Source organism: Streptomyces sp. NBC_00448 (genome assembly GCF_036014115.1).
GTDB lineage: Bacteria > Actinomycetota > Actinomycetes > Streptomycetales > Streptomycetaceae > Actinacidiphila.
Map to the genome: position 1 here is coordinate 473,500 of NZ_CP107913.1, position 23,697 is coordinate 497,196.

Below are 23,697 nucleotides of genomic sequence, written 5' to 3' on the forward strand. Positions count from 1 at the left end.
CCACCGCACACCGCGCCGTGCGGCCCTGCCGCCCCCGCCACCCCCGAGCCGGCCTTCGCGGGCGGAACACGCTCCCGGGTCAGCCGATCGTGAAGGCGCCGCCGGGCGGCTCGGGCGAGTCGGCCGCCTCCGCGTCGTGCACCGGCGCGCCCGGAAACGCCCGTACCGCCTCCTCCGTCCCCAACACCCGTGCCGGGAACGGGTCCGCGGCGCACCGCCGTGCGACCACGTCCGCCGGCAGCGGGCCGCGGGCGACCGCGAGCACCGCGTTGCCGTACCGGCGCCCGCGCAGCACCCCCGGCTCCACCAGCACGCACACCTCCGTGTCCGGGCCGAACGCCGCGCGTACGGTGGCCAGTTGCGAGCCGAGGAAGGCGAACGGCGCGGCGTCGGCGAGGTTCGCCACGTACAGGCCGCCCGGGCGCAGCACCCGTGCCGCCTCCGTCGCGCACTCGACCGTGGTCAGGTGCGCGGGGACCCGCGACCCGCCGAACACGTCCACCACCAGCACGTCGGCGCTCGCGTCCGCCCGCCCGGCCAGCCACTCCCGGGCGTCCGCGACATGGGTACGGACCTCCGGCGCGTCCCACGGCAGGTACTCCGCGACCAGCCCGGCAAGGCCGCGGTCCGCCTCCACCACGTCCTGCACCGCCCCCGGCACGGTCCGCGCGAACCTGCGCGGCAGGGTCAGCGCCCCACCGCCGAGGTGCACGATCCCCACCGGCGCCTCCCGCGTGTCGCACACCGCCTCCACGACATACGCGACACGCCGTACGTACTCGAACTCCAGGTGCTCCGGGTCCGCCAGATCGACGTACGACTGTGGCGCGCCGTCCACCGTCAGCAGCCACGCCCGCGCGCGGTCCACATCCGGCAGCAGCTTCGCCTCCCCGAAGTCCACGGCCCGCAGCACCGGAATCGCTTCACCTTCCACCGGCCCATCCTCTCCCACCCCCGGGGCCCGCGGGGACGCGGGGAACCGCGCGGCAGCCCCCGCCGACCGGACAGGGCAGGACGGGGCCGGGCGGGCGGACCCGCCCGGCCCCGTCCGGGGACCGGTCAACCCAGGGACGTCACCGTGCCCGCGCCGACCGTGCGACCGCCCTCGCGAATCGCGAAGCCGAGCCCGGGCTCCAGCGGCAGCGCACGCCCCAACTCGACGGCGATGTCGGCGGTGTCACCCGGCAGCGCCATCCCCTCGGACCCGAGCGACACGTCGCCGACCACGTCCGCGGTGCGGATGTAGAACTGCGGCCGGTACCCGGTGGCGACCGGCGTGTGCCGCCCGCCCTCCGCCGCCGGCACGAAGTAGACGTGCGCGGTGAAGCGGCGGTGCGTCGTCACGCTGTCCGGCGCCGCGACGATGTCGCCGCGCCGCACCTGACCGCGCTGCACCCCGCGCAGCAGCAACGCCACGTTGTCCCCCGCCTGCGCGGACTCCATCGGCTTGCCGAACGTCTCCAGGCCGGTGACGACGCTGGTGAGCGCCTCGTCGTCGACGCCGTGTACGCCGACCCGGTCGCCGGGCCGTACCACCCCGCGCTCGACCGCGCCGGTGACGACGGTGCCGCGCCCGGTGATGGTGAGCACGTTCTCCACCGACAGCAGGAACGGCGCGTCGACGTACCGCTCGGGCACCGGCACGTAGGTGTCGACGGCGTCGAGCAGCGCCCGGATCGCGGCGGTCCAGCGCGGCTCGCCGGCCAGCGCGCCCAGCCCGGAGACGCGGACCACCGGGAGCGTGTCGCCCGCGAAGCCGTGCGCGCTGAGCAGTTCGCGCACCTCCAACTCGACCAGGTCGGCCAGCTCGTCGTCGGCCGCGTCGGCCTTGTTGAGCGCCACCACGATGTGCCGCACGCCCACCTGGCGGGCGAGCAGCACGTGCTCGGCGGTCTGCGGCATAACGCCGTCGAGCGCGGAGACGACGAGGATCGCCCCGTCCAGCTGGGCCGCGCCGGTGATCATGTTCTTGACGTAGTCGGCGTGACCCGGCATGTCGACGTGCGCGTAGTGCCGCGTGCCGGTCTCGTACTCGACGTGCGCGATGGTGATGGTGATGCCGCGCCGCGCCTCCTCCGGGGCCCGGTCGATCCGGTCGAACGGCACGAAGGTGCCGTTGCCGTCGTCGGCGAGCACCTTGGTGATGGCGGCGGTCAGCGTGGTCTTGCCGTGGTCGACATGACCCATGGTGCCGATGTTCAGGTGCGGCTTGGTGCGGATGTACGCCTGCTTGGGCATGGGAAGACTCTTCCTCGACGGTCGCCGCGTGCCACGCGGTGACCGGAAGGGGGAAGGCGGTGAGCCGCCTCACGGACCCCGGGCCGTACCGACCCTCCCCCTGCGGGGTCCGCCGGATACGTCGTACCGGGGAGGGTCAGCTTCGTGCGCCGTCGAATGCGCCGTCGAGGAGTGCCGGCCGTGCGGCGGCCGCGGCCTGTGCGACCGCTGCGACCGATGCGTTCCGGGCAGCCTCCAGCGCGACCGCTGCTGCGGTGGCGTCTGCGAGGAAGGCGGGCCGGAACATGCGACGATCATGCGCCGCGGGACCGCCGTCCGTCGAACGGTTTTCCGCCCCGCGCCCGCCTGTTGGGCCGCCCGTCCCGGCGCCGCCGCCTCAGTCTCCTCCCACCTGCGTGAACCGCCGGGTGACGCAACCGTCAACGGTTCTTCATCCGCTGGTGACGTACGGGAATTCGCAGCGTGGGACACTTTGTTCCGTTGATGAACTTAACCTGCGTCTCCCCGCCCCACCCGTCCCCGCCCCGTCCTGCCCACCCCGTCCTGCCCCACCCCGTTCCGCTCCCGTAAAGGACCCCTCCATGCCCCTGGCCATCCTCGCCCTCGCGGTGAGCGCCTTCGGCATCGGCACCACGGAGTTCGTGATGATGGGCCTGCTGCCCAACGTCGCGGGCGACCTCGGTACCTCCGTGCCCACCGCCGGCTACCTCGTCTCCGCCTACGCGCTCGGCGTCGTCGTCGGCGCCCCGCTGCTCACCGCGCTCGGCTCCCGTATCCCGCGCAAGCGCATGCTGCTCCTGCTGATGGGGCTGTTCACCGTCGGCAACCTCGCCTCCGCCGTCGCGCCGGGCTACTGGACGCTGCTCGGCGGCCGGTTCCTCGCCGGGCTGCCGCACGGCGCGTTCTTCGGGGTCGGCGCGGTCGTCGCCTCGCGGATGGTCGCCGAGGAGCGCCGGGCCCGCGCGGTGGCCGCGATGTTCCTCGGGCTGACCGTCGCCAACATCGTCGGCGTGCCCGCCGCGACCGCGCTCGGCCAGCACCTCGGCTGGCGCGCGACCTTCGTCGTGGTCTCCGCCATCGGCCTCGTCGGGCTCGCCTCGCTCGCGCTGCTGGTCCCGCGGCTGCCCGCCGAGGAGCACGTCGGCGTGGGCCAGGAGATCCGGGCGCTGCGCGAACCCCAGGTCGTACTCGGCCTGCTCACCGCGGTGTTCGGGTTCGCCGGGGTGTTCGCCGTCTACAGCTACCTCGCCTCGATGATGACCGAGGTCACCGGGTTCGCCGACTCCTCGGTCACCCTCCTGCTCGCGCTGTTCGGCATCGGCATGACGCTGGGCGCCCTCGCCGCCGGCCCGCTCACCGACCGCGCGCTGCGCCCCACCCTCTACGGTTCGCTCGCCGCCCTCGCCGTCGTCCTGGTCGGCTTCCACTTCGCGGCCCACTCCAAGGTCGCCGCGCCGATCGCGGTCGTCGTCCTCGGCGCGGTCGGCTTCATGACCACCACGCCGCTGCAGATGCTGGTCATGAACAAGGCCCGGCACGCCCCGACCATCGCCTCCGCCTCCAACCACTCCGCGTTCAACCTCGCGAACGCCGGCGGCGCCTGGCTCGGCGGCGTGGCCATCTCGGCCGGCTGGGGCTGGACGTCGCCCACCCTGGTCGGCGCCGTCCTCGCGGTGGCCGGGCTCGGTATCGCCGTGACCGCGGGTCTGCTCGACCGCCGTGCGGAGGTGACGGCGTCGGAGGTGATCGCGGAAGGGGGGCCGCGGGCGCTGCGGGAGGTGGAGGAGCCGGCCTGACCCGGCACTCCGGGGGCAATGGCCGGCCCCCACCTCGGTTAGGCTCGGCAAATGGCAGAAGCCGAGCCGGACTTCACGCCCGCGCCCTCCGGACCAGATGTCCGCGACGCCCGCGAGGCCCGCGACGCCCGCGATGTGCGGGGTGGGCGGGGTGTACGGGGTGTACGGAGAGCCGCGGCGCGGGCCGTGGTGCGCTGCTCGCGGCTGATGCTCTCGCCCTGGGCGCGGTTCGGCGTGCTGGTCGCGGTGCTGGCCGTCGGGATCGCGCTGGCCGTCGCGTGGCAGCCGCAGCGGCTGCTGACCAGGGGCTGGCCACCCCAGACCTCGGGCACTTCCGCGGTGCTGGTCTTCGCGCTGGCCTACGGTGTCGCCACGGTCGTCTTCGTCCCGCGCCCTTTGCTCAACGCCGCCGCCGGCGCGCTCTACGGCATCCACGCCGGGCTGCCCGCGGCGATCGGCGGCACCGTGCTCGGCGCCGGACTGGCCTTCCTGCTCGGCCGTTTCCTCGGGCGCGACGCCGTACGGCCGTTGCTGCGCGGGCGGTTCGTGCTGTCGCTGGACCGCCAGCTCAGCAAGCACGGTTTCCGGAGCACTCTCGCGCTGCGGCTCTTCCCGGGCGTGCCGTTCGCCGCCGCGAACTACGCGGCGGCGCTGTCCCGTATCCGCCTGACGCCCTTCCTGACCGCCACCGCCGCGGGCAGCGCCGCCAACACCGCCGCGTACGTGATCGCGGGCGCCCGGGCCGCGTCGCCCACCTCGCCGACGTTCCTGCTCGCGCTCGGGTTCCTCGGGGTGACCGGGGTGGCGGCGACGGCCTACGCCCGGCGCCGTACCCGCAGGACGGCGACCGGCCCCGGTGCGGCGGTCGTACGCGCCGAAGGCGGCGGGGCCGACGTACCTCTCGCGCCCGATACGGCCGGTGTGACCAGTACGACCGGTACGACCGGCACGCCCTCCGCCGTCAACGACCCAGCGGGTTCGGCCACTCCGCCAGCGGAATCCGCTTGATCTCCAGTACCTCGCCGAGCGTGCCCCACTCGTCCTTCCCCAGCCGCGTCAACGGCCGCAGCGCGTGGACGTCCGGCAGCCCGTCCACCATCACGGCCTCCGACACCACCGCGTACACCACCCGCCCGAACACCACGGTCGAGTCCCCCAGCCGGAGCGTGCTGTGCAGCTCGCACTCCAGCGCCACCGGCGACGCCGCCACCCGCGGCGGCTTCACCCGCGCGCTGGGCTCCCGGGCGATCCCCACCGCGTCGAACTCGCTCACCCCGTGCGGAAAGTCCGTCGCCGTCGCGTTGATCTGCTCGAACAGGTGCTCCGGCGCCAGGTTCACCACGAACTGCCCGGTCTCCTCCACATTCCGCACCGAGTCCTTCCGCCCCACCGACGTGAACTGCACGATCGGCGGGCTCACACACGACACCGTGAAGAAGCTGTGCGGTGCGAGGTTGTCAGAAACCCCGTCTCGGTCGGTCGTCGACACCCACGCGATCGGCCGGGGCACGACCACCGAGGTCAGAAGCCGGTAGAACGCGTTGCGGTCCTGCTGGGCGGGATCGAAGTCGATACGCATGGGCCCAGTATCCACGCGCCCACCTCCGCCCCCACCAGGGGATCGCGGCCTGACCAAACCTGTGCTTCTCCGGAAGGTGCCCGGTATCGGACGACCGACGCACCGAAAGCCGAGCCCCATGTCCACGACCACCCCGTCCCCGTGGGACGACCTCACCATCCCCCCGCACGCCCGCAAGCGGGGCATCACCCTCAACCTCTACGACCAGCTCTCCGCCTACGTGCCCCAACGTCCCGGCGCCTACCTGCGGATCTCCAGCGACCGTTTCGGCCTGGAAGCCGGCGTGGAACGCCAGAACGACGACGCCGAAGACACCCGCGCCCGACTCGGCTGGGCCCCGTTCGCGAAGGTCTACCTGATCGACAACGTCGCCTACGGTCTGGAGCTCGCCGGACGCGGTAAGAAGGAGCGGCTGCGCATCGCGGCCGACCTACTCGCGCTGACCGGGCTCAAGGGTTTCGAGGGCTTCTACCCCGATCAGCTCTCCGCCGGCATGAAGCAACGGTTCATCATCGCGCGCGCCCTGGCCGCGGACCCCGACATCCTGCTCCTGGACAAACCGTTCTCCGGTCTCGACGGGCAGACACGCGAGAGCATGCGGGCCGAACGGCTCAAGATCTGGGAGGTCGTGCGGGCCCGGAAGGCTCCTGGCGACGAGCAGTGACCTGAGCCGGTCGGCTGCTTCCCCTCCTCGCGCAGACGAAGGGAAGCAGCCGACGGGCTTCTACCGCGGGTTGTCACGGCACGAGGTCACCTGCCGCCGCGGCCCCCGCTGCCGCCCTGGCCGCCGGACCGGCCGCCGCTTTGACCCTGGCCTCCGCTCTGGCCCTGACCGCCGGACTGGCCCTGGCCGCCACTCTGCCCGCCGGACTGGCCCTGGCCGCCGCCGGTGAGAACGGCCTGCGGGAGGTACAGCGGCATCGAGTCCTCCCACTGGCTGTCGGTCAGCATCGTCTTGCCGGAGCCGTCGGCGTTCATGACCATGACCATGCCGTACGGCTGGAAGGTGTTGTCGTACAGCGCGGCCTCCTCCCGGAAGCCGTACATCCCGGTGTTGTAGAGGATGCGTCCGTCCGGGTTCCAGACCGCGTGGCCGTCGTTCGCGCCGCTGCTGGTCAGGACGGTCAGGCCGGTGCCGTCGGGCTTGATGGTGCAGACGTCGAAGTTGGTCGGCGCGGTCTTGCGGGTGAACAGGATGAGGCTGTCGTCCGGGGACCAGTCGGGCAGGTTGTCGGACTCGGTGGTGAGGACGGTGGTCGTCATGGTGGTGAGGTCGAGGACGCGCAGGCCGTTCTGCGCGCCCCACACCCGGTAGACGAGCTTGGTCCCGTCGGCCGAGTAGCTCGGGAAGCCGGAGTTGGTGGAGTTGTCGGTGAGCGCCTGCGCGCCGGTGCCGTCGCTGCGGACCCGCCAGATCGCGGCCGTCATGACGGCGCGCTCCTGGAACCAGCCGCCCAGGCCGAACGCGAGCCACTCGCCGTCCGGCGACCAGGTCGGCCGGAACGCGCCGGCCAGGCCCTCGGCGACCAGCGTCTGGTCCAGGCCCGAGGTGGTGGTGTCGAAGACCACCTTCTGGTCGGTGCCGTCCGGGTTCATGGTGACGACATCGGACATGGCCGCGCCGAGTTGCTTCTGGGTGATCGCCAACTTGCCCTGGAGCGACAGGGCCGGGAAGACGTCGCAGAAGCGGTAGTCCCAGTCCGCGTCCCAGCTGTAGAGGGTCTCGTCGAGGGGTCGGACGGTGAAGTCCTGCTTCTCGTAGATCACCGACTTCCCGTCCGGTGACCAGCACGGTGAACGTACCCCGGCGCGGGTGAGGTTGGGGATCGAGCCATTGACGTAGACCAGGCCCTCGTCCGCGCCGTTCTTGAGCAGGTAGCCGATCTCGGTGTTGGTGACGTACTGCGGCGAGACCTTCAGGTTGGCGCCGGAGGTGTGCTCGACGCGGTCGGTGCCGGTGGCGAGGTCGACCGAGACGATCTGCGACTCGGCGATCCCGATGTCCTCCGGGCGGTGAGCGTCCCAGGTGTTCTGCACCGTCATCTCGTAGTAGACGATCCGCTGCCCGTCCGGGGACCACTTGGGCGAGCCGAGGCAGTAGCCGGGCTTGGTCGCCAGCTGCCGGAACCCGGTGCCGTCGGGCTTGATGACATAGATGCTCAGTTCCTGGGTGTGCTCCCAGCCGGTGCCGTTGTCGTGGCCCATCCACTGCGTGTTGCGGTCGCTGGAGAACGCGATCCACTGGCCGTCGGGCGACCAGACCGGGCGGAAGTGGCCGTCGGGGCTGCTGGGGTCGCCGGCCAGCGCCGCGGTGCCGCTGAGGTTGGTGAGCGCGCCGGTCTTGGTGTCCATCAACCAGATCTGCGACAGGTGGTCCGCGGAGCGGGTGGAGGAGAAGGCCAGGGTCCGCTTGTCCGGGGACAGGGTGGCGCTGTCGTACACCGCGGGGCCACCGATCACGGAGGTGACACCGACGCCTTGGCCCGAGCCGTTCAGGCTCGCGGAGTAGATGTTCGCGTTGCCGTCCCCGGACCGCTCCGAGGTGAAGTAGATCGTCTTGCCGTCGGGCGAGTAGTTGGCGTGCCGGTCGAACGCCGCGTCGGTGCCCGACAGCAGCTGGCGCTCGTTCGACCCGTCGGCGTTCGCGATGTACAGGGTCGACTTCGACGGCGCGATGCGGTTCATCAGCATCACACCCTTCTTGCCGCTACTGGCTGCCGCCACGGCGAAGGACGGCTTGGGCAGCAGCACGGCGCCGGCGGTGGCCGCGCTCGCGGCCAGGAACGCGCGACGCCCTATACCCTTTTTCTCGGATGATCCCATTTCTCTTCCAGCTTCCGTCGATTGAATGATCGGGCTTCACCTTGAGTGGACATGCCGGGGCAAGAGAGGATCTGCCGAATCCGGCATGACCGCCGGACCATGAGAGACCGCCGGAATACGGGTGGCCCTTTCCCTGGGCCGGCGGCCAACCACTCGCTACCAGAACCGGGTTGACCCGTGTTTTCCTGGAGGCCGTGCGGGACGCTACTCCGCACCTGAATCACCGTCAATGAAACGGTCGGATTTATTGCGCCGGGCGAACCATCCACAGGTTTTCACACGGACATGCGGAAAACCGCTCGGGACCACTTCGTGAGCGTGATTCGAGCAGGCGGAAGGAAATTACTTTCTTGGTTCAGGAAAGGCGAATGGCCGACAGGGACGAATGCACCCGAACGTTTCGGCGCCACTCCCTCGCCGGCACCGCAGCTGCAGCGACCGCGGGAACCCCTGCACGGCGGGCGCGCTTCCGGGGTGCCCGCGCAGTGACGCGCGAGCACCCGGGAAAGCGGTGTCAGGGGCGGAAGAAGGTGATGGAGTCCGGGTTGGGCACGGCCAGAGAGGTGCCGGTGTCCGTGAGCCTCCCGGAGTGCTGGTCGATGCCGAACACGTTGACGGTGCTGCTCGCCTCGTTGGCAACGAGCAGCCACCGCCCGCTCGGATGGACCGTGAAGCCCCAGGGCGTGGTGCCTCCGCAGGGGACGCTCTGGAGCGTGCTGAGCAGGTCGGTCCGCGGGGCGACGGCAAAGACCATGAGCGAGTTCTCGCCCCGGTTGCCGGCGTAGACGAAGCGGCCGTCGGCGCTGATCGCCAGGTCGGAGGCGCTCTTCGCGCCGGTGAAGTCGGGGCCGTCGAGGGCGACTGTCTGACGTTGCGTCAACTCACCGCTGGCCGGGTTCCACTGGAGGGTCTGGAGGTCCGAGCTGAGTTCGCTCAGCAGGTAGACGGTGCGGCCGTCGGGGTGGAAGGCGACCCGGCGCGGACCGGAGCCGGCCGCCGTCGCGTAGGCGTACGGGCCGGCCGGGCCGCCCGTGGACAGGGTGCGGGTCTCCCGGTCGAAGCGGTAGACGAAGACGCGGTCGGCGCCGAAGTCCGCGACCAGGGCGAACCTGCCGCTCGGATCGACCTCCGCGTGGTGCGGATGCGGGCCGGCCTGCCGGGGGTTGGGGCCGGAGCCGGTGTCCTGCGCGAGCGAGGCGGGCGGGGCCAGCTCGCCGGTCCGGGAGATCGGCACGGCGGCGGTGAAGCCGTCCTCGAAGTTCGTGGCCAGCAGGGTGTTGGACGGCTGGTCGATGCCGATGTACGACACCCCGCCGCCGTTCAGGCCGGTGCCGCCGGTGGACAGCTCACCGGTCTTCGTCAGGGCGCCGCTCGCCGGGTCGATCCGGAAGGTGTCGACGACGCCGCCGACCGCCATGGTCGCCACGTACAGGATCGGCAGCGTCGGGTGCGTGACCGCCCAGTCGGCGTTGGCGTCGCCCACCGGCCCGATCGGCGTCAGGTCGCCGCAGCCGGGGTCGAACCAGGCCCCGTAGATCTGGGTGCCCTTCCAGGTGTTGAAGTAGACGAGTTCCCGCGTGGCGCTCCTGGGCGCCGCCGCTCGCCTGGCCGGAGCCGCTGCCGCGGAGGGCATCGCGCCGAGCAGCGGCACAGCCGCGGCGGCACTGACGGTGGCCGCCAGCGATCCCAGGACGAAGCGGCGGGAAGGACCTCCGGATCTGCCGGCGACCGGGTCGGCCGGAGTGGGGCGGCCGGAGTGGGGCGTGGAAACGTCTGTCGAGTCAGGTCTGGAACCAGACATGTCGAGAGTGCTCCTTTGCATCTCGAATGCACGTGAAGGGAATGCTCGGCAGCCCGGGGGCCGCTGATTGACAGGCGGGAAGTCGTCGTGACAAGGGACCTTGGTGTTACGGGCGCGGGCCCGACGCGTGGCGGGTGGCCAGGCCGAGCCGCTTGAGGGCGTACTTGTCCAACTGGCCCAGGATGCCGTTGAGGATCAACGTGATCGCCATCAGGACGATCAACCCGGCGAACTCGGTCGCGGCGTCCAGGTTCATCGCGGAGGTGAACAGCTCGTGGCCCACCCCTTCGGACGAGGCGATGAACTCCCCGCCGATGACGCCGAGGATGGCCAGCGGACCGCCGGTCTTGAGCGCGGCGAAGAACGGCGCGGCCAGCGTCGGGACGGTCACGTAGCTGAGCACGTGGTGCTTGCGGCCGCCCATCACCTGAATGATCTCCACGAGTTCGCGCTCCCGCAGCCGCAGCCCCAAGTAGAGGTTGTAGAAGACCACGAAGGCCACACCGGTGGCGGCGATGTAGATCTTCGACCAGGAGCCGATCCCGAAGAACAGCACGAACAGCGGGGCCAGCGCGATCTTGGGGACGCCGTTGACGGCCGCGACCAGCGGCTCCATCACCCGCCCGGCGAGCGGGAAGGAGCCCAGCACCAGGCCCATCACGGTGCCGATCGCCACGCCGATGCCGAACCCGACCACCACCTCGAACGAGGTCGTCTTGATGTCGGTCCACCCCTGCGACGAGCCGAGCAGGTGGTGAAGCGCCGTCCACACGTCGGTCGGTTTGCTCACCGCGTACTCCGGGATCACCGGACCGCTCATCACCTGCCACAGGATCAGGCAGAGCGCGATCACGGCGAGGCGCAGCACCACCACCAGGACGGTGCCCCGCCACCGGCCGGCCTCCTTCTTGCCGGTTGCCGCCGGAACCTTCGTCCCGACCTTCTTTTCCGCTATCTCACGGGTAGCAGTCACCACCATCTGCTCCTTCCAGTCTCTTCAGCCGCCAGCGGGCAGTGCTACGGCAGGTACTTGTTGGTCCAGTTGTCGGAAGTGACCTTCGCCTCCTGGGTCAGTGCCCCCAGCGAGTTGACGAACGTCACTGTCTTGGTCCAGTCGGCGGCCGTCATCGTGTCGCTCTTGGGCCACCCGACCTGGGGGAGGCTGGCCTTGATGACCGCCGCCGGCACGCCGGGCAGCGCCTTCTGTGCCACGGTCTGCACGGTGGCCGAGTCGATGTTGGCGTTCATGTAGGCCGTCGCCTGCTGCACCGCGGTGGCGAACTTCTTGGCGATGTCGGCGTGCTGGGAGAGGTAGCTGTTACGGCCGACCACGACCTGTCCGTACCCGGCCTCTTGCTCGGACCAGGCCGTCACCTTGATGGAGTCGGCCACCACGACACCGTCGCCGGTGCCCTGGATGGCCAGCGGAGTCGGCTGCGAGGTGACGAACCAGTCGATCTGGTTGCTCTTCAAGGCGGCCTTGTCGGCGGCCGGGCTGGGCAGCGACACCCACTTCACCTTGCCGGCGTCGACGCCGTACGCCTTGAGGAAGACGCTCGCCTCGCCCTTGGTGTTCGCCGAGCTGGAACCGCCGGTCGAGCCGTCCAGGGCCTTGGCGACCTGGGCCGCCGGAGTGTCGGCGGTCAGCCCGTGCGCCTTGGCGAACTTGGTGCTGACGATCAGGCCGAGCGGGTTGCCGCCGCCGTCTGCCGCGATCGCGGTCTCCGGGACTTTCTTGCCGATCGCCGACACGAAGTCGGTGGGGCTGTCGTTGAGGAACTGGATCGAGCCCGATTCCAGCGCGGAAGTTCCGGTGGCGGCGGTCGTGGTGACGTACTTGACCTTCAGCTTCTGCTTGCTGAAGTAGCCGTTGGCCTCGGCCAGACGGATCGGCATGTCGAAGATGTTGCCCGCGACCCCGACGGTGACCGTGGTGGTCCCGTCGGAGTTCTTGGAGGTACCGCCGCCTCCGCACGCGGTGAGTGCCACCGCGCAGAGCACCACGGCGCTGCCCGCCGCGACAAACCGGGCGCCGGCCCGGGCCCTGGTGCGCGTGGGCCCCGCGCTGCCGTGCTCCGCCCGCCCGGTGGTTCTTGCGGTGGGGCTTTCCGCGTCGTGCTGGGTCATGAGATCTCCTGTCACCGTGATTGTCTGACGTGGAAGAAGCGCTTCCACTACGCGAGTCGGATCGGGTGCGCCACGGGGATCAACCCGGAACGCGTTCCGTCCGACGAGCCCACCGTCGCGTTTCGCTTGACCGCCATTGCGCATGATGCTCTTTCGGTTATCGGATAGCTGAACTCGTCGCTAGCCGAGGACGAGTGCGTGCCGAGCGGTGGCGACGTGGTGGCGCATCGCTGCGGTGGCTGCCTCGGGGTTTCGGGTCACGATGCCGAGAAGAATGGTCTGGTGTTCTTCGACCGACCCGGTCCTGGGATGTTGGGCGGAGACATTGCGATATTGGCGCATCACGAGGGGGTAGAGCAGGGTGTCGTAGGCGCGGGACAGTGTCATCTGATGGGCGGCGGCCTTTACCTGCTGGTGGAATCGGCGATTTCCCTGCGAATACGCTGCCTGGTCGCCTCGCGCCCGGGCGTCCGTCATTCCCTCCAGGGTGGCCCGCAGTTCGCGGATCTCGTCCTGGGTGGCCCGCTCCGCGGCTTTTCCGGCCAGCGCGGATTCGAGGGTCTCGCGCGCCTCCAGAATGTCCTTCGCCTCTTCAGGGGAGAAGATCCTGGTGCGAACACCGCGGTTGACCTCGCTGGTGAGGTATCCCTCCTGCGCCAAGCGGACGAGAACGGCCCGCATGGTCCCTCGCGAGACGTTGCACATCCTGGTCAGGTCGGCTTCGGTCAGTCGCGTGTTGGGCTCGATGCTGCCTGACAGCAGCAGCGAGCGCAGTTCGTCGTACGCCTGGCTGTACCGGGTCGCGGATGCCCTGGTGTCGTGGGTGATGCCGTTGTCGCTCTGCACCATGATCGCCTACGTGTCTAGAAGGGGAGAGGCGCCCGTATCCGGTCCGGTGAGTGGCGGGACGCCCGCGTGCCAGGCGGTCAGTCGTGGACCACGCCGAGGCCGGGGTAGAGGCGGCGGGCCGTGCCGGCGAAGATGTCGGCCCGTGCCTGTTCTGGCAGGTCGGCCAGCACGGTCTCGGCGAGCTTGCGAAGTTCGGGCAACGACTGCTCCGCCGCAGGGCAGTTGGAGCCCCAGGCGATCCGGTCTGCGCCGAAGGAGTCGATGACCGGCTGGAGGAAGTCAGCGGCCTTGTCACCGGCGTCGTGGAGCCGTTCGAGGTTCCGGTGGGTCAGCTTCAGGTGCAGGCCGGGGTTCTTCGCGAGAGCGGCGATCTCCCGGCCGGCCTCCGCGGGTGAGGAGGCGATATCGGGGTAGCCCATGTGGTCCAGCAGGACGCGCACCCCGGGGAACCGCACCAGCACCGAGATCAGGTGCTTCGTCGCGGGCCCGTGCCGCATCTGGAGGCAGACGGTGACGCCCAGTTCCTCGGCCGACCGCCAGAAGTCGTACGTCTCCGGTGTCGCGAACCACTGTCCCTGCTCGGGTACGGTGCTGCCGCTGGTGAACAGCCGGACCCCGGCGAGACCCCCGTCTCCGACCAGGTCCGCCAGGCGCGCGCCGGCCCCGGGCTTGAGCGGGTCGAAGGTGCCCACGGCGACGAACCGGCCGGGCCACCGCTTGCGGCTGTCCAGGACGTAGGAGTTGTCGTACCCGTAGGCGGTGGTGGCCTGCACCAGGACGGCCTGGCGTATGCCGGTGTCGTCCATCCGGGAGACCATCTCCTCCGCGGTGACCGGCCTGGAGGCAGCCCACTCGGACTGCTTGCCGCCGATCGGCGCCCGCGGGTAGACCGCCAGGTCCTGCGAGATGATGTGACAGTGCGTGTCGACGATATCCATGTTCGTCCGATTTCCTTCGCCTTGGGATGTGCTGGCAGTCGCGGTACGCGGCCCCGGGCCGGTGTCCGGGGCGGCGTCGGCTCAGGCGCCGGGGTAGTCGCCTTCGGCGAACAGCCGGCGGGGTTCGCTGGGGAAGTCCGCTTCGAGCAGACCCTGTTCCCGCGAGTAGCGCACCAGGGCCTGGAGGGTGGCCTTGTTCGCTTCGAAGCCGTAGGGGATCGGGTCGCCGCCGACCTGCCGGGCCTGCCGGCCCAGCCGCGGCAGTTCCGTCCACTCCGGGTCAGCGGCGACCTGTCGCCGCTTGCTGTCGGCCAGCGCCGCGTAGAGCGCCGTGGGCAGGTCAGGATCGTCCTTGACGAGATCGGACCGGAGCGCGACGACCGAGTGCAGCGGGTAGATCCCGGTGCGCAGGTACCAGTCGGCACCGAGCACGTCGGCGTCGGCGAACAGCGGATACGGGCCCTCGTCGGCGGCCGCGTCACCGGAGGCGGTGGCTTCGGTGGCGGTGGGTTCGGCCGTGGCGGTCCAGCCGGCCTTGGGCGCGCCGGCCCGCCCGGTACCGGCGTTGCCGGTGAACGCGGCGTCGATCTCGCCGGCGCGCAGCAACTCGCCCAGTGAGCGGCCGTCGGTGACCCGTTCGACGTTCGCCGGTGCCCGCCCCTCAATATGGTCGTCGTCGTCGACCACCCAGGTGATCTTGTCGACGTCCACGCCGTACTCGTTGCTCAGGACCCCGCGCACCCACACGCCGGTGCTCACGGTGTAGGCGCGCACCCCGACCCGGCGTCCCTCCAGGTCCTTCGGGACGCGGATGCCCGAGTCGGCGGCGCACTGGATGTCGCCGTGGTGGAAGCGGCGGTTGAGGAAGACCGGCACCGCGGTGAGCGGCACGTCCTCCTGGAGGGCCATCAGGTAGGAGACCGGGGCGAGTTCGCACACGTCGAACTCCAGGTCCCTGATCATCCGCCGGTAGGCGCCGATGATCGGCCTGACCCGTACCTCCTCGACGTCGTAGCCGTTCACCGGGATGCTGCCGTCGACCAGCGCCTGGGCGTGCCGGTAGTTTCCGAGGGCCACCGAGAGCTTTGCCATGACCTGCCTTCCAATCGGATAGGTGCGTGCGAACGTGGTGCCGGGGTGCTTCTTCAGCCGCCCAGGCGCGCGGGGGTGACGCCGAGGGCGACGCAGGACTGCTCCAGCAGCTCCTCGAAGTCCACCGGTCGCGGGAGCACTTCCTGTTCCAGCGCGTACCGGGCGGCCAGGCTGACCGGCCCGCGCAGCGCCTCGAAGCCCACTGGGTTCGTCCCGCCCGGGTCCTTCGCAGCTGTCTCGCGCATCGCGTCGTACATGGCGACGATCGCCGCGGAGTGCTCCGAGGCCGCTTCCGCGGTCACGCCGATCACGTGGTTGAGGGGGAGGAATCCCCGGTCCGCGGTCCACTGCGCGCCGACGTCGAGCGCGTCCGGGACGGCCGTGCGGATACGGTCGTCGGCCGGGAGCTCGTTGCCCATGACCCCGTAGTCGAGGCGGCCGTCGAGGAAGTCCGCCTGCAGCTTGGCCCCTTCCGGCGCCCGCCGCACCCACGACGGGTCCTGGTAGGAGTCGACGTGCCCGGACTCGTACACCGTCCAGTCCACCTTGCGCAGGTCCACGCCGTACTGCTCGGTGAGGAAGCCGCGCACCCACACTCCGGTCGTCTGGCTCCAGGAGCGGACGCCGACGCTGCGGCCCTCGATGTCTTTCACCGACAGGTTGCCCATGGTGACCAGGGTCTGGTGCTGGGTGCGGCCGAGCGTGGTGACCGGAAGCAGTACCACCGGCTTGTCGTAGGCGACGGCCTGCAGCAGCGTCACCACTGCCAGTTCGCACACGTCGACCGCCTGGTCGTTCACGAAACCCCGGGATGCCTTGTGCACCGGCTTCACGTTCTGGCGCTCGATGTCCGCCCCACGTTCCCGGGCCGCGCCCAGCGCTGCCGCCGCGAGGTCGTCCCGGCCCACAACCAACTTCATCTTCGACTCCTTCTGCTTCACGTCTGGTCCGCCTCGGTGCCGTGTCGGTCCTGCTGCCCGTGCCCGTCGCCATGCCCGTGCCGGTGGTGCCGCTCGTGGTGCTGGCGCAGCAGGTCGGCTCCGTAGTCGTTGCCGTTCGGGGTACGGACCACGGTGTGGATGTGCCGCCGGGTCGGCACGTCGTTGTCGAACATCACGCCGGCCTGGTGCTCGAACTCGATGAGGATCACCGGGCTGTGCACGCGGTAGTAGAAGGCGCTGTCCGGGCCGCCGTCGCCGATCCAGGAGAAGTAGGTCTCCTCCCGGCGGGCGAGCACCTCCTCCATCCGGCCCCGGGCGTGGCCGCTGCCGGCGCGGCCGACGTACAAACCGACCATCTCGGCGGCCAACTCGGCTTGCCGGCCATTGAGGTCGCTGAAGAGCAGCCCCTGATAGTTGAGTTCGTAGTTGTCCCGGAAGGCACCGACGAACAGGTCGGGCGGCAGCACCTCGCCGGTCACGGCCTGCTCGCGCTGGCGCCCGGTCAGGCTGTCGAACAGCTCCTGCCCGATGGTCTCCTCGCGCCGGAAGACATGCGTGCCGGCGTACTTTCCTGAGGTGGCGTGGACCGGTTCCGCGCCGAGGAAGGTCGGGGTGAGCACCATCTGGTCGCCGACGAAGGCGCAGTTGACGTTGACGTGGTGGCCGTCGAGCTGCCAGCCCCACGGCTCGGAGCCCTTGCCGGGGTCGCCGTAGACGGTGAACCAGTACAGCCACTCGTTGAGCAGGTCCTCCTCGCCGCGCAGCTCGCCGATCGTCAGGTTCAGGTGCATCAGGTCGAGGACCTGTGCGAAGCCGGAGTCGCTGAGGCTGAACCGGATGACGTCGAGCGCCAGCCGCCTGCCCTGGTCGTCGAGTTCCTCCAGGCACACGCCGTGCCGCAGGAAGTAGCGGGCGCCGTTGGCCCAGTGCCGCCAGGTCACGTCGTCCATCGGCCGCCGGCCCTCGGCCAGCTGGTCCGGCTTGAGGGCGGCGAGATAGTCCCCTCCCGCGCGGCGCACTCCGCTGACGTCCACGCCGGTGGTGTGCAGCGGGAACAGGCCGGGGCGTACGCCGGACACGTCGGCGACGCCGCGGAAGGGCTCGTCGGCCGCGCGCCTGCGCCACTCCACGCGTTCCAGCAGGTCCGGTGTCCAGACCTCGGGTTTGCGCGTGGGCGCCTTCGGCCGGTACCGCAGTCCGTCCGTGTTCACTGCTGCTCCATCTCGTCTCCGTGGCCGCTCGTTGCTTCGGCTGCGTCACGCGTCAAGGAACGGGGCCTCCTTCTCGATCCGGTCGACGTCGATCCCCGAGCGCACGACCTGCTGCTCCAGGGCGTAGCGGGCGCCGATCTCGACGGCCGTCCGTAGCGGCTCGCTCCAGCCGGCGGCGACCACGCGGCCGGCCGGTGAGTCGTCGCGCTCGTCCGCGGTCAGCCGGATCGTCTCGCGCAGCGCCCGCACCAGTGCGGCGACCGCTTCGGGGTGCCGCTTGGCGACTTCGTTGCGCACCACGACCATGTGGTTCACCGGCACGGTGCGGTGCCGGTCGATCCACGCCTGCGCGGCGGCCGGCGCGTCCGGCAGAACCGGGACGAGTTCGACGCCCTGGGTGCCGATGGCGCGCGGGCCGAGCACCGCCGCGGCCACGTCGCCCTCGCGCAGCAGGTCGGCGACCTTGGCCGCCTTCGACCGCTGGACGTTGTCCGGCTCGCGGTACTGCGCGACGTGCGGCTCCTCGGTGGTGACCCAGGTGACGTCCGACGGCTGCACGCCGTAGTCCTCGCGCAGCACGCCGCGCACCCACAGGCCGGTGGTCTGGCTGTAGGAGCGCACCCCGACCCGGGCGCCGGCCAGTTGCCGCGGGGAGAGCGCCGGCCCGTCCGGCAGGCGGGTGAGCGAGGCGTGGTGGGTGCCGCCGATCATCGCCACCGGCAGCAGTGTGATCGGCACGCCGGCCTCCCTGGCCTGGAAGTACGTCGCCAGCGCCATCTCGCAGACGTCGTACTCCAGGTTCCTGACCATCCGGGCGAAGGCGGAGTACAGCGGCGACGCGGTCACGTAGTCGCACTCCACCCCGGGGACCGGGACGGTGCCGTCCTTCAGCGGCCGGGTGTGCGGGTAGTCCCCCAGCAGGACCGACAGGGAGGTCATCACACGTCCTCGCCGTACTGCAGCCGCCGGTAGGGCACGCTCAGCACGTTCCGGGTGATCCGCACGTCGACCACGGTCGGGCGCGGGTCGCGGACGAACTCCGCGAGCGCGTCGCGCAGTTCGCCGGCGGTACGGACGGTGGCGCCGGCGCCGCCGAGCGCGATCGCTACCGGGCCGAGGTCCGGGTTCGGGATCACCGCGAGCTGCGGGTCCAGGCCCTTCGCCTTCGCCTTGTGGAACTCCGCGCCCAGGCCCTCGTCGTTCATCACCACCACCAGCACCGGGATGCCGTACCGGCAGGCGGTCTCGAACTCCGACAGGTGCATCAGGAAGCTGGCGTCGCCCTCCACCACGAAGGCCGGGCGGCCGCCGTCGGCCACGATCGAGCCGATGGTCAGCAGCGGGGCCTGGCCGATCGCGCCGAACATGCCGTAGTTCGACAGCACCTCGCGGGAGCGCTGGAAGAGCATCGTGCCGAAGTCGGTCTGGTGACCGCTGCCGAGCACCAGCCCGATCTCGCGCGGCAGCGCGGCGTCCAGCACGCGGATCGCCTCGCGCGGGTCGAGCCGGCCCGGCTCGGTCTCGTAGCCGGACGGCTCCGCCAGCGCGTCGGCGAGCCGGCGCCGCACGTCGTCGGTGTGGAAGCCCTCCACCTGCAGTGAGCGCTGCTCCAGAGCCTGGTTCAGCTCGGCGAGCGCGGTGCGCGCGTCGGCCCGTACATAGCACTCGGCGGCCCGGCCGTTGCCCATCACCACGTTCTGCGCGGTGTCGATCTGCACGTAGGTGGCGTCGGGGAAGAGCAGGCCGTGCTCGGTGGTGTAGTGGTTCAGGCTGGCACCGACCGCGATCACGCAATCCGCCTCCTGGAGCAGTTCCATCGCGACCTTGTTGCCGTAAAGCCCGGAGATCCCGACGTGGAACTCGGTCGCGTCGCACAGCCAGTTCTTCGCCTGAAGCGTGGTGGCCAGCAGCGCCCCGGTCCGCCGCTGGAAGCTCAGCAGTTCCTCGCCGGACTCCGAGGAGCGCGCGCCGCGTCCGGCGATGACCACGATCCGCTTGGCCGCCTGGACGATCGCCGCGGCCTGCTCCACGCGGCCCGGGTCCGGCAGCAGCCGCGCGGTGTCGATGAGTTCGGTGGACGGGACGTACGGGCCCGCCTCCTCGTACTCCATGACCTGCACGTCGATCGGGGCGCTGAGCATGATCGGCCGGGACTCGGTCCTGGCCAGGTAGAAGGCACGCTGCACGGCCTCCTCGGCGAGTTCGGGCCGAGAGACGTGGACGAAGCCGCACTCGATGGCGGCGGCGAATCGGCGCTGGTCCAGGTACTGCACGGCCGACTCGTCGCCCACCGGCGTCTCGCCGCAGAACGCGACCAGCGGGGTACGGGCCCGGGCCGCCACAATCATCGAGGTGGCCAGCTGCGCGGTGCCCGGGCCGCTGGTGGTGGTGACCACCCCGGGCCGGCCCGCGGTGCGCGCCCAGCCGTCGGCCATGCCCAGGCCGGAGCCCTCGTGCCGCACCTCGTACAGCTTCACGCCGCGGTCGTGCAGGGCGTTCATCCAGTGCATGTTGGCGTCGCCCATCATGCCGAAGACGTCGCTCGCGCCCTCGTTGACGAACGCCTCGGCGAGCGCCTCGTAGACCTTCACTTGCCGGACTCCTTCGCGGTGGTGGCGGACGTGCCGGCCGGGCCCGAGCCGGTGGGCACGGGGGACGGGGCGGACGCGGGGGTGGGGGCCGGGGCAGTGATGCCCCTGGCGGCCAAGACGGCGGGCAGCCGGGAGAACACCCGCAGCGCGTTGCCCGCGAAGATCGCCTGTCGGTCCGGCTCGCTCAGCGACTCCAGCGAGTCCAGCAGGTAGCCGGTGTCGTCGAACCGGTGCCCGGTCTCCGGGTCCACCCCGCGGACGGCGCCGATCATCTCCGAGGCGAAGAGGATGTTCTGCGCGGGGACGACATCCACCAGGAGCTGCATGCCGCGCTGGTGGTACACACAGGTGTCGAAGAAGACGTTCCGCAGCACCGCCTCCTCCAGCGGCGGCCGCCCCTGGTCCTGCATGAACCCGCGGTAGCGGCCCCAGTGGTAGGGAACGGCACCTCCGCCGTGCGGGATGACGAGCTTGAGCGTCGGGAAGTCCTTGAACAGGTCCGACTGGCACAGCTGCATGAACGCCGTGGTGTCGCCGCCGAGGTAGTGCGCGCAGGTGCCCTGGATCGCGGAGTTGCGCGACATCGCGACGTGCACCATCGCGGGGACGTCCAGCTCCACCATCTTCTCGTAGAGCGGGTAGTAGACCTTGTCGGTCAGCGGCGGCGCCTGCCAGTAGCCGTCCGACGGGTCCGGGTTGAGCAGGCAACCGACGAAGCCCAGTTCCTCCACACAGCGCTGCAGTTCCACCGCGCTGCGGCGAACCGAGGAGGCGAGCGCCTCGCCCGGGGACTGCGGCAGCTGGCACACCCCGACGAACCGGTCGGGGAAAAGCCCGCACACCCGGGCGATCAGGTCGTTGCTGACGTGCGACCAGGCCAGGCTGGTCTGCTCGTCGCCGTAGTGGTGCGCCATCTTGCCCGCGCCCGGCGAGAACAGCGCCAGGTCGGTGCCCCGCTCCTTCTGGAGCTTCAACTGCCCGTTCTCGATGGCCTCGGTGATCTCGTCATCGCTGATGCGCAGTTCGGCGGGCGACACCCGCGCGCCCGATTCCTCGAACGCCCGGATCTGCCGCGTGCGCCACTCCCCCAACGCGGCCGGGGCCGTGGTGAAGTGGCCGTGACAGTCGATATGCATGGAAACTCCGAAACTCAACATGCCGAGCGCCTAACCGCGCGTACGGCGAGGGGCGGGACCGCGGGACACGGGACCGTGGATGTGGAATGCGGCGCCGCCGGAACGCGGCGCGGGTACGTGCGGCTCAGTCGCGGCCGGTCAGCGTCCGACCCAGCTCCAGGCCGGGGTAGGTCCGTACCGGCATGGACATCAGGAACCGGTAGCCGTCGTCCAGTACCTGCTTGACGTTGTCGGCCGTCACATGGGGGTGGCCGACCGGGACTCCACGGGCGGCGCAGATGTCGAGGATGCGGCGCTTGGACTCCCGCATCAGCGGGTGGTCGTACTGACGGGGGATGCCCAGCTCCTGGCTCATGTCACCCTCGCCGATGATGATCAGGCCGATACCCGGAACCTGGTCGAGGATGTCCGGCAGGTTCTCGATGGCGAGCTGGTCCTCGATCATGAGGGCCACCAGGATCTCGCCGTCCGGGTCGAGCGGCCAGACGTCCGCCTTCGCGTAGTACTCCGCGTTGGAGATGCCCCAGTAGCGGGCCGCGGCGGCCGGGCTGTCACCGCGCAAGCCCGCGGGTTCATGGCGGGGGCGGTCGGGCAGCCGCGGGTAGCGGCAGGCGGCGACCGCGTTGTACGCCTCCTCGACCGTGGAGATGTGCGGCCACACGATGCCGTACGCGCCCAGGTCGAGCGCCTGCTTGGCCTGCCACTGCCCCTTCTCGCCGCCGTTGACCGGTATCCGGACCAGCGGGGTGAGCGCGGGTGCCACGCTGTCGGCGCCGAAGATCTGCCGCCGGTTCAGCAGGTACTGCAGGCTGTCGCGCAGCGCCGGGACGTCCCAGGGCTTGTGCTCGGTCTCGAACACCAGGGCGTCGTACCCGGTGGTGCCGAACTCCAGGGCGGCGGACGGGTCGGCCGCGGCGAACGACGCGAAGACGTGCTGCCCCGCTTCGAGGGCGCCGATCACCTTATTGAGCCGAGGCATTGCCACTGCCGACCTCCTCGGTCTGCGTCGTCTGCTGCGGTTGAGGGGATGGAGCGCCGGGGGCTTCCGTGCCGGAAGCCGACGGTCGCGCGGGCGGCGACTGCGGTGACCGCGACGGCTTCTGCTTGCGGCCCAGCAACTTGCCGAACCAGGCACGCACCCTGCCCAGCCAGGTGCCGCTCGCCTCCTGGCCGGCGGGAGCGGCGGCGGGTGCGCCGACGGGGGCCGGAACGGTGGAGCCTTCCGGAGCACCGGAGCCGGCCGGTGCGGCAGCGACCGCGGCTTCGGCGGCCTCGGCAGCGGGCTCTCCGCACAGGGCGATGAGTTTGGCGGTGAAGTCCTTGGTCATCCGGGAGACCACGACGCCGGCGCCCGACTCGACCAGCGAGGCGAGCTTGCCGCTGAGGGTCACCTCGCCGTCCATGAGCACCCGCGCGCTGCCAGGCTCCGCACCGTCTACCACGCGGAAGGTCGCATCGCCGCGGAAGCGCGTCGCCCCCTGCCCGTCGCCCCCGCGGGCCGACAAACGGCCCTCGAACTCCCCCGGGTCCAGGTCCAGCGTGATCCGGGCCGCGAACTTCACCCGGATCGCCCCGAACTTGATCACCAGGGCCCCGTCGAACGACCCGTCGTCATGAGCCTCGCCGAGTTCGGCCCCGGCGATGCACGACACGACGTCCGAGGGGCTCGACACGACCTCCCAGACCCGGCTGCGCGGGCTCGGGACGTCGATCTCTTCCTTGATCGTTATCACTGCGGTTCCTTACGCGGAGGCGCCGGACAGGTCGATCTCCGACTTGAACAGGCTCCACAGGTCGTTGTAGAGCTCGGAGAACTCACGCGACTCGACCAGGGAGCCGATGTCACGTGGCCGCTCGAAGGGCACGTCCAGGACACGGCGCACCGTCCCGGGCCCCTTGGACATCACGATCACCTGGTCGGCGAGGTAGAGCGCCTCGTTGAGGTCATGGGTGACGAAGACGAGCGTGCCTTCCTGCTCCTCCCACAGGTTGAGCAGATCCTGCTGGAGCTTGAGCCGGGTGATGGCGTCCAGCGGGCCGAACGGCTCGTCCATCAGCACGATGGACGGGTCGTAGATCAGCGCGCGGGCGATGGCGACACGTTTCTGCATGCCGCCGGACAGCTCGCGCGGGTAGTGGTCCTCGAACCCGGTGAGGCCGACCACCTTGATCCAGTGCGCGATCCGCTCATTCCGCTCGTCCTTGGGGACCCTCCGGAACTTCAGCGCCAGGCCGATGTTGGCCTTCACGCTGAGCCAGGGCAGCAAGTTGGCCTTCTGGGTCACGTACGCCGCTTCGGAGTTGACGCCGGTGACGGGTTCGCCGTTGAAGTGGACCTCGCCCCTGGTCGGGCCGAGCAGTCCGGCGGCCAGGTTGAGGATCGTGCTCTTGCCGCACCCGCTCGGTCCGATCACCGCAACGAACTTGCGCCGCGCGACCCGGAACGAGACGTCCTCGATGGCCGGTTGGTGACTCCCGGGGAATTCCAGGGTCACGTCCTCGAAGCGGAGCGCCTCCGCACTGGGGTCTTGCTGGTTGGTCGACAACTCTGTCTCCTTGACCGGCTACGGGAGAG

Annotated in this window: 21 protein-coding genes; 3 read left to right on the forward strand and 18 right to left on the reverse strand. The window is 70.6% G+C overall.

Going from position 1 to position 23,697, the window contains the following annotated elements; translation table 11 throughout:
• Positions 1–79: 79 nt before the first annotated feature.
• Both OG370_RS02250 and tuf read right to left on the reverse strand, forming a co-directional pair.
• A complete protein-coding gene (locus tag OG370_RS02250; RefSeq protein WP_328459999.1) occupies positions 80–934 on the reverse strand; it encodes a spermidine synthase in 855 nt (284 codons plus the stop codon).
• A gap of 125 nt (positions 935–1,059) precedes the next feature.
• Positions 1,060–2,238 (reverse strand): elongation factor Tu, encoded by a 1,179-nt coding sequence (gene tuf, locus OG370_RS02255; RefSeq protein ID WP_328460001.1) that lies wholly within the window; start codon positions 2,236–2,238, stop codon positions 1,060–1,062.
• 581 nt (positions 2,239–2,819) lie between these two features.
• Between tuf and OG370_RS02260 the strand changes: the two genes are divergently transcribed.
• Together OG370_RS02260 and OG370_RS02265 are read left to right on the forward strand one after the other, a co-directional pair.
• Positions 2,820–4,034 (forward strand): MFS transporter, encoded by a 1,215-nt coding sequence (locus OG370_RS02260; RefSeq protein ID WP_328460003.1) that lies wholly within the window; start codon positions 2,820–2,822, stop codon positions 4,032–4,034.
• Between the two features lie 207 nt (positions 4,035–4,241).
• The gene (locus OG370_RS02265) at positions 4,242–5,042 is read left to right on the forward strand and encodes a TVP38/TMEM64 family protein (RefSeq protein WP_328473731.1); all 801 of its coding nucleotides are present in this window, start codon (positions 4,242–4,244) and stop codon (positions 5,040–5,042) included.
• On the opposite strand, the gene OG370_RS02270 is transcribed toward OG370_RS02265, so the two are convergent.
• Entirely contained in the window at positions 4,996–5,613 is a 618-nt protein-coding gene (locus OG370_RS02270) for a flavin reductase family protein (protein WP_328460005.1), read from the reverse strand. The genes OG370_RS02265 and OG370_RS02270 overlap by 47 nt on opposite strands.
• 118 nt (positions 5,614–5,731) lie before the next feature.
• Between OG370_RS02270 and OG370_RS02275 the strand changes: the two genes are divergently transcribed.
• Positions 5,732–6,277, forward strand: coding sequence for an ATP-binding cassette domain-containing protein (locus OG370_RS02275; protein WP_328460007.1), 546 nt, complete (start codon positions 5,732–5,734; stop codon positions 6,275–6,277).
• An 86-nt stretch (positions 6,278–6,363) separates the two neighbouring features.
• Here the strand turns inward: OG370_RS02275 and OG370_RS02280 are convergent, their stop codons facing one another.
• The 15 genes from OG370_RS02280 to OG370_RS02350 all read right to left on the reverse strand — a co-directional run bounded on the left by OG370_RS02280 (position 6,364) and on the right by OG370_RS02350 (position 23,668).
• Positions 6,364–8,436: a hypothetical protein gene (locus OG370_RS02280; protein ID WP_328460009.1), complete on the reverse strand. Its 2,073-nt coding sequence runs from the start codon at positions 8,434–8,436 to the stop codon at positions 6,364–6,366.
• A gap of 514 nt (positions 8,437–8,950) precedes the next feature.
• A complete protein-coding gene (locus OG370_RS02285; protein ID WP_328460011.1) occupies positions 8,951–10,237 on the reverse strand; it encodes a lactonase family protein in 1,287 nt (428 codons plus the stop codon).
• 106 nt (positions 10,238–10,343) lie between these two features.
• On the reverse strand, positions 10,344–11,216 hold the full coding sequence (locus OG370_RS02290; RefSeq protein WP_443060602.1) for an ABC transporter permease: 873 nt from the start codon (positions 11,214–11,216) through the stop codon (positions 10,344–10,346).
• A 38-nt stretch (positions 11,217–11,254) separates the two neighbouring features.
• A complete protein-coding gene (locus OG370_RS02295) occupies positions 11,255–12,364 on the reverse strand; it encodes an ABC transporter substrate-binding protein (protein ID WP_328460015.1) in 1,110 nt (369 codons plus the stop codon).
• A gap of 180 nt (positions 12,365–12,544) precedes the next feature.
• A complete protein-coding gene (locus OG370_RS02300) occupies positions 12,545–13,213 on the reverse strand; it encodes a GntR family transcriptional regulator (RefSeq protein WP_328460017.1) in 669 nt (222 codons plus the stop codon).
• 77 nt (positions 13,214–13,290) lie between these two features.
• The gene (locus OG370_RS02305) at positions 13,291–14,151 is read right to left on the reverse strand and encodes an amidohydrolase family protein (protein WP_328460019.1); all 861 of its coding nucleotides are present in this window, start codon (positions 14,149–14,151) and stop codon (positions 13,291–13,293) included.
• 81 nt (positions 14,152–14,232) lie between these two features.
• Complete coding sequence (locus OG370_RS02310; protein ID WP_328460021.1) at positions 14,233–15,243, reverse strand: ABC transporter substrate-binding protein; 1,011 nt, start codon at positions 15,241–15,243, stop codon at positions 14,233–14,235.
• 53 nt (positions 15,244–15,296) lie between these two features.
• A complete protein-coding gene (locus tag OG370_RS02315; RefSeq protein WP_328460023.1) occupies positions 15,297–16,163 on the reverse strand; it encodes a hypothetical protein in 867 nt (288 codons plus the stop codon).
• A 17-nt stretch (positions 16,164–16,180) separates the two neighbouring features.
• On the reverse strand, positions 16,181–17,395 hold the full coding sequence (locus tag OG370_RS02320; RefSeq protein ID WP_328460025.1) for a DUF3500 domain-containing protein: 1,215 nt from the start codon (positions 17,393–17,395) through the stop codon (positions 16,181–16,183).
• Between the two features lie 45 nt (positions 17,396–17,440).
• A complete protein-coding gene (locus OG370_RS02325; protein WP_328460027.1) occupies positions 17,441–18,334 on the reverse strand; it encodes an ABC transporter substrate-binding protein in 894 nt (297 codons plus the stop codon).
• Positions 18,334–19,986: a thiamine pyrophosphate-binding protein gene (locus tag OG370_RS02330; RefSeq protein WP_328460029.1), complete on the reverse strand. Its 1,653-nt coding sequence runs from the start codon at positions 19,984–19,986 to the stop codon at positions 18,334–18,336. The genes OG370_RS02325 and OG370_RS02330 overlap by 1 nt, the downstream gene beginning before the upstream one ends.
• Complete coding sequence (locus tag OG370_RS02335; RefSeq protein ID WP_328460031.1) at positions 19,983–21,122, reverse strand: amidohydrolase family protein; 1,140 nt, start codon at positions 21,120–21,122, stop codon at positions 19,983–19,985. Before OG370_RS02335 ends, OG370_RS02330 begins: the two co-directional genes overlap by 4 nt.
• Positions 21,123–21,246: 124 nt before the next feature.
• On the reverse strand, positions 21,247–22,101 hold the full coding sequence (locus OG370_RS02340) for an HpcH/HpaI aldolase family protein (RefSeq protein ID WP_328460033.1): 855 nt from the start codon (positions 22,099–22,101) through the stop codon (positions 21,247–21,249).
• Positions 22,085–22,855 carry an SRPBCC domain-containing protein gene (locus tag OG370_RS02345; RefSeq protein WP_328460035.1) on the reverse strand — a complete coding sequence of 257 codons (771 nt, stop codon included), beginning with the start codon at positions 22,853–22,855 and terminating at the stop codon, positions 22,085–22,087. Before OG370_RS02345 ends, OG370_RS02340 begins: the two co-directional genes overlap by 17 nt.
• A 9-nt stretch (positions 22,856–22,864) precedes the next feature.
• A complete protein-coding gene (locus OG370_RS02350; RefSeq protein WP_328460037.1) occupies positions 22,865–23,668 on the reverse strand; it encodes an ABC transporter ATP-binding protein in 804 nt (267 codons plus the stop codon).
• Positions 23,669–23,697 lie beyond the last annotated feature (29 nt).

Bases quoted from the DNA above. Each gene is read 5' to 3' on its own strand.
- tuf (WP_328460001.1), bottom strand. From the start codon at position 2,238: ATGCCCAAGCAGGCGTACATCCGCACCAAGCCGCACCTGAACATCGGC.
- OG370_RS02295 (WP_328460015.1), bottom strand. From the start codon at position 12,364: ATGACCCAGCACGACGCGGAAAGCCCCACCGCAAGAACCACCGGGCGG.
- OG370_RS02325 (WP_328460027.1), bottom strand. From the start codon at position 18,334: ATGACCTCCCTGTCGGTCCTGCTGGGGGACTACCCGCACACCCGGCCG.
- OG370_RS02265 (WP_328473731.1), top strand. From the start codon at position 4,242: ATGCTCTCGCCCTGGGCGCGGTTCGGCGTGCTGGTCGCGGTGCTGGCC.
- OG370_RS02340 (WP_328460033.1), bottom strand. From the start codon at position 22,101: ATGCCTCGGCTCAATAAGGTGATCGGCGCCCTCGAAGCGGGGCAGCAC.
- OG370_RS02335 (WP_328460031.1), bottom strand. From the start codon at position 21,122: ATGCATATCGACTGTCACGGCCACTTCACCACGGCCCCGGCCGCGTTG.
- OG370_RS02285 (WP_328460011.1), bottom strand. From the start codon at position 10,237: ATGTCTGGTTCCAGACCTGACTCGACAGACGTTTCCACGCCCCACTCC.
- OG370_RS02300 (WP_328460017.1), bottom strand. From the start codon at position 13,213: ATGGTGCAGAGCGACAACGGCATCACCCACGACACCAGGGCATCCGCG.
- OG370_RS02315 (WP_328460023.1), bottom strand. From the start codon at position 16,163: ATGAAGTTGGTTGTGGGCCGGGACGACCTCGCGGCGGCAGCGCTGGGC.
- OG370_RS02310 (WP_328460021.1), bottom strand. From the start codon at position 15,243: ATGGCAAAGCTCTCGGTGGCCCTCGGAAACTACCGGCACGCCCAGGCG.
- OG370_RS02270 (WP_328460005.1), bottom strand. From the start codon at position 5,613: ATGCGTATCGACTTCGATCCCGCCCAGCAGGACCGCAACGCGTTCTAC.
- OG370_RS02290 (WP_443060602.1), bottom strand. From the start codon at position 11,216: ATGGTGGTGACTGCTACCCGTGAGATAGCGGAAAAGAAGGTCGGGACG.
- OG370_RS02275 (WP_328460007.1), top strand. From the start codon at position 5,732: ATGTCCACGACCACCCCGTCCCCGTGGGACGACCTCACCATCCCCCCG.
- OG370_RS02280 (WP_328460009.1), bottom strand. From the start codon at position 8,436: ATGGGATCATCCGAGAAAAAGGGTATAGGGCGTCGCGCGTTCCTGGCC.
- OG370_RS02260 (WP_328460003.1), top strand. From the start codon at position 2,820: ATGCCCCTGGCCATCCTCGCCCTCGCGGTGAGCGCCTTCGGCATCGGC.
- OG370_RS02305 (WP_328460019.1), bottom strand. From the start codon at position 14,151: ATGGATATCGTCGACACGCACTGTCACATCATCTCGCAGGACCTGGCG.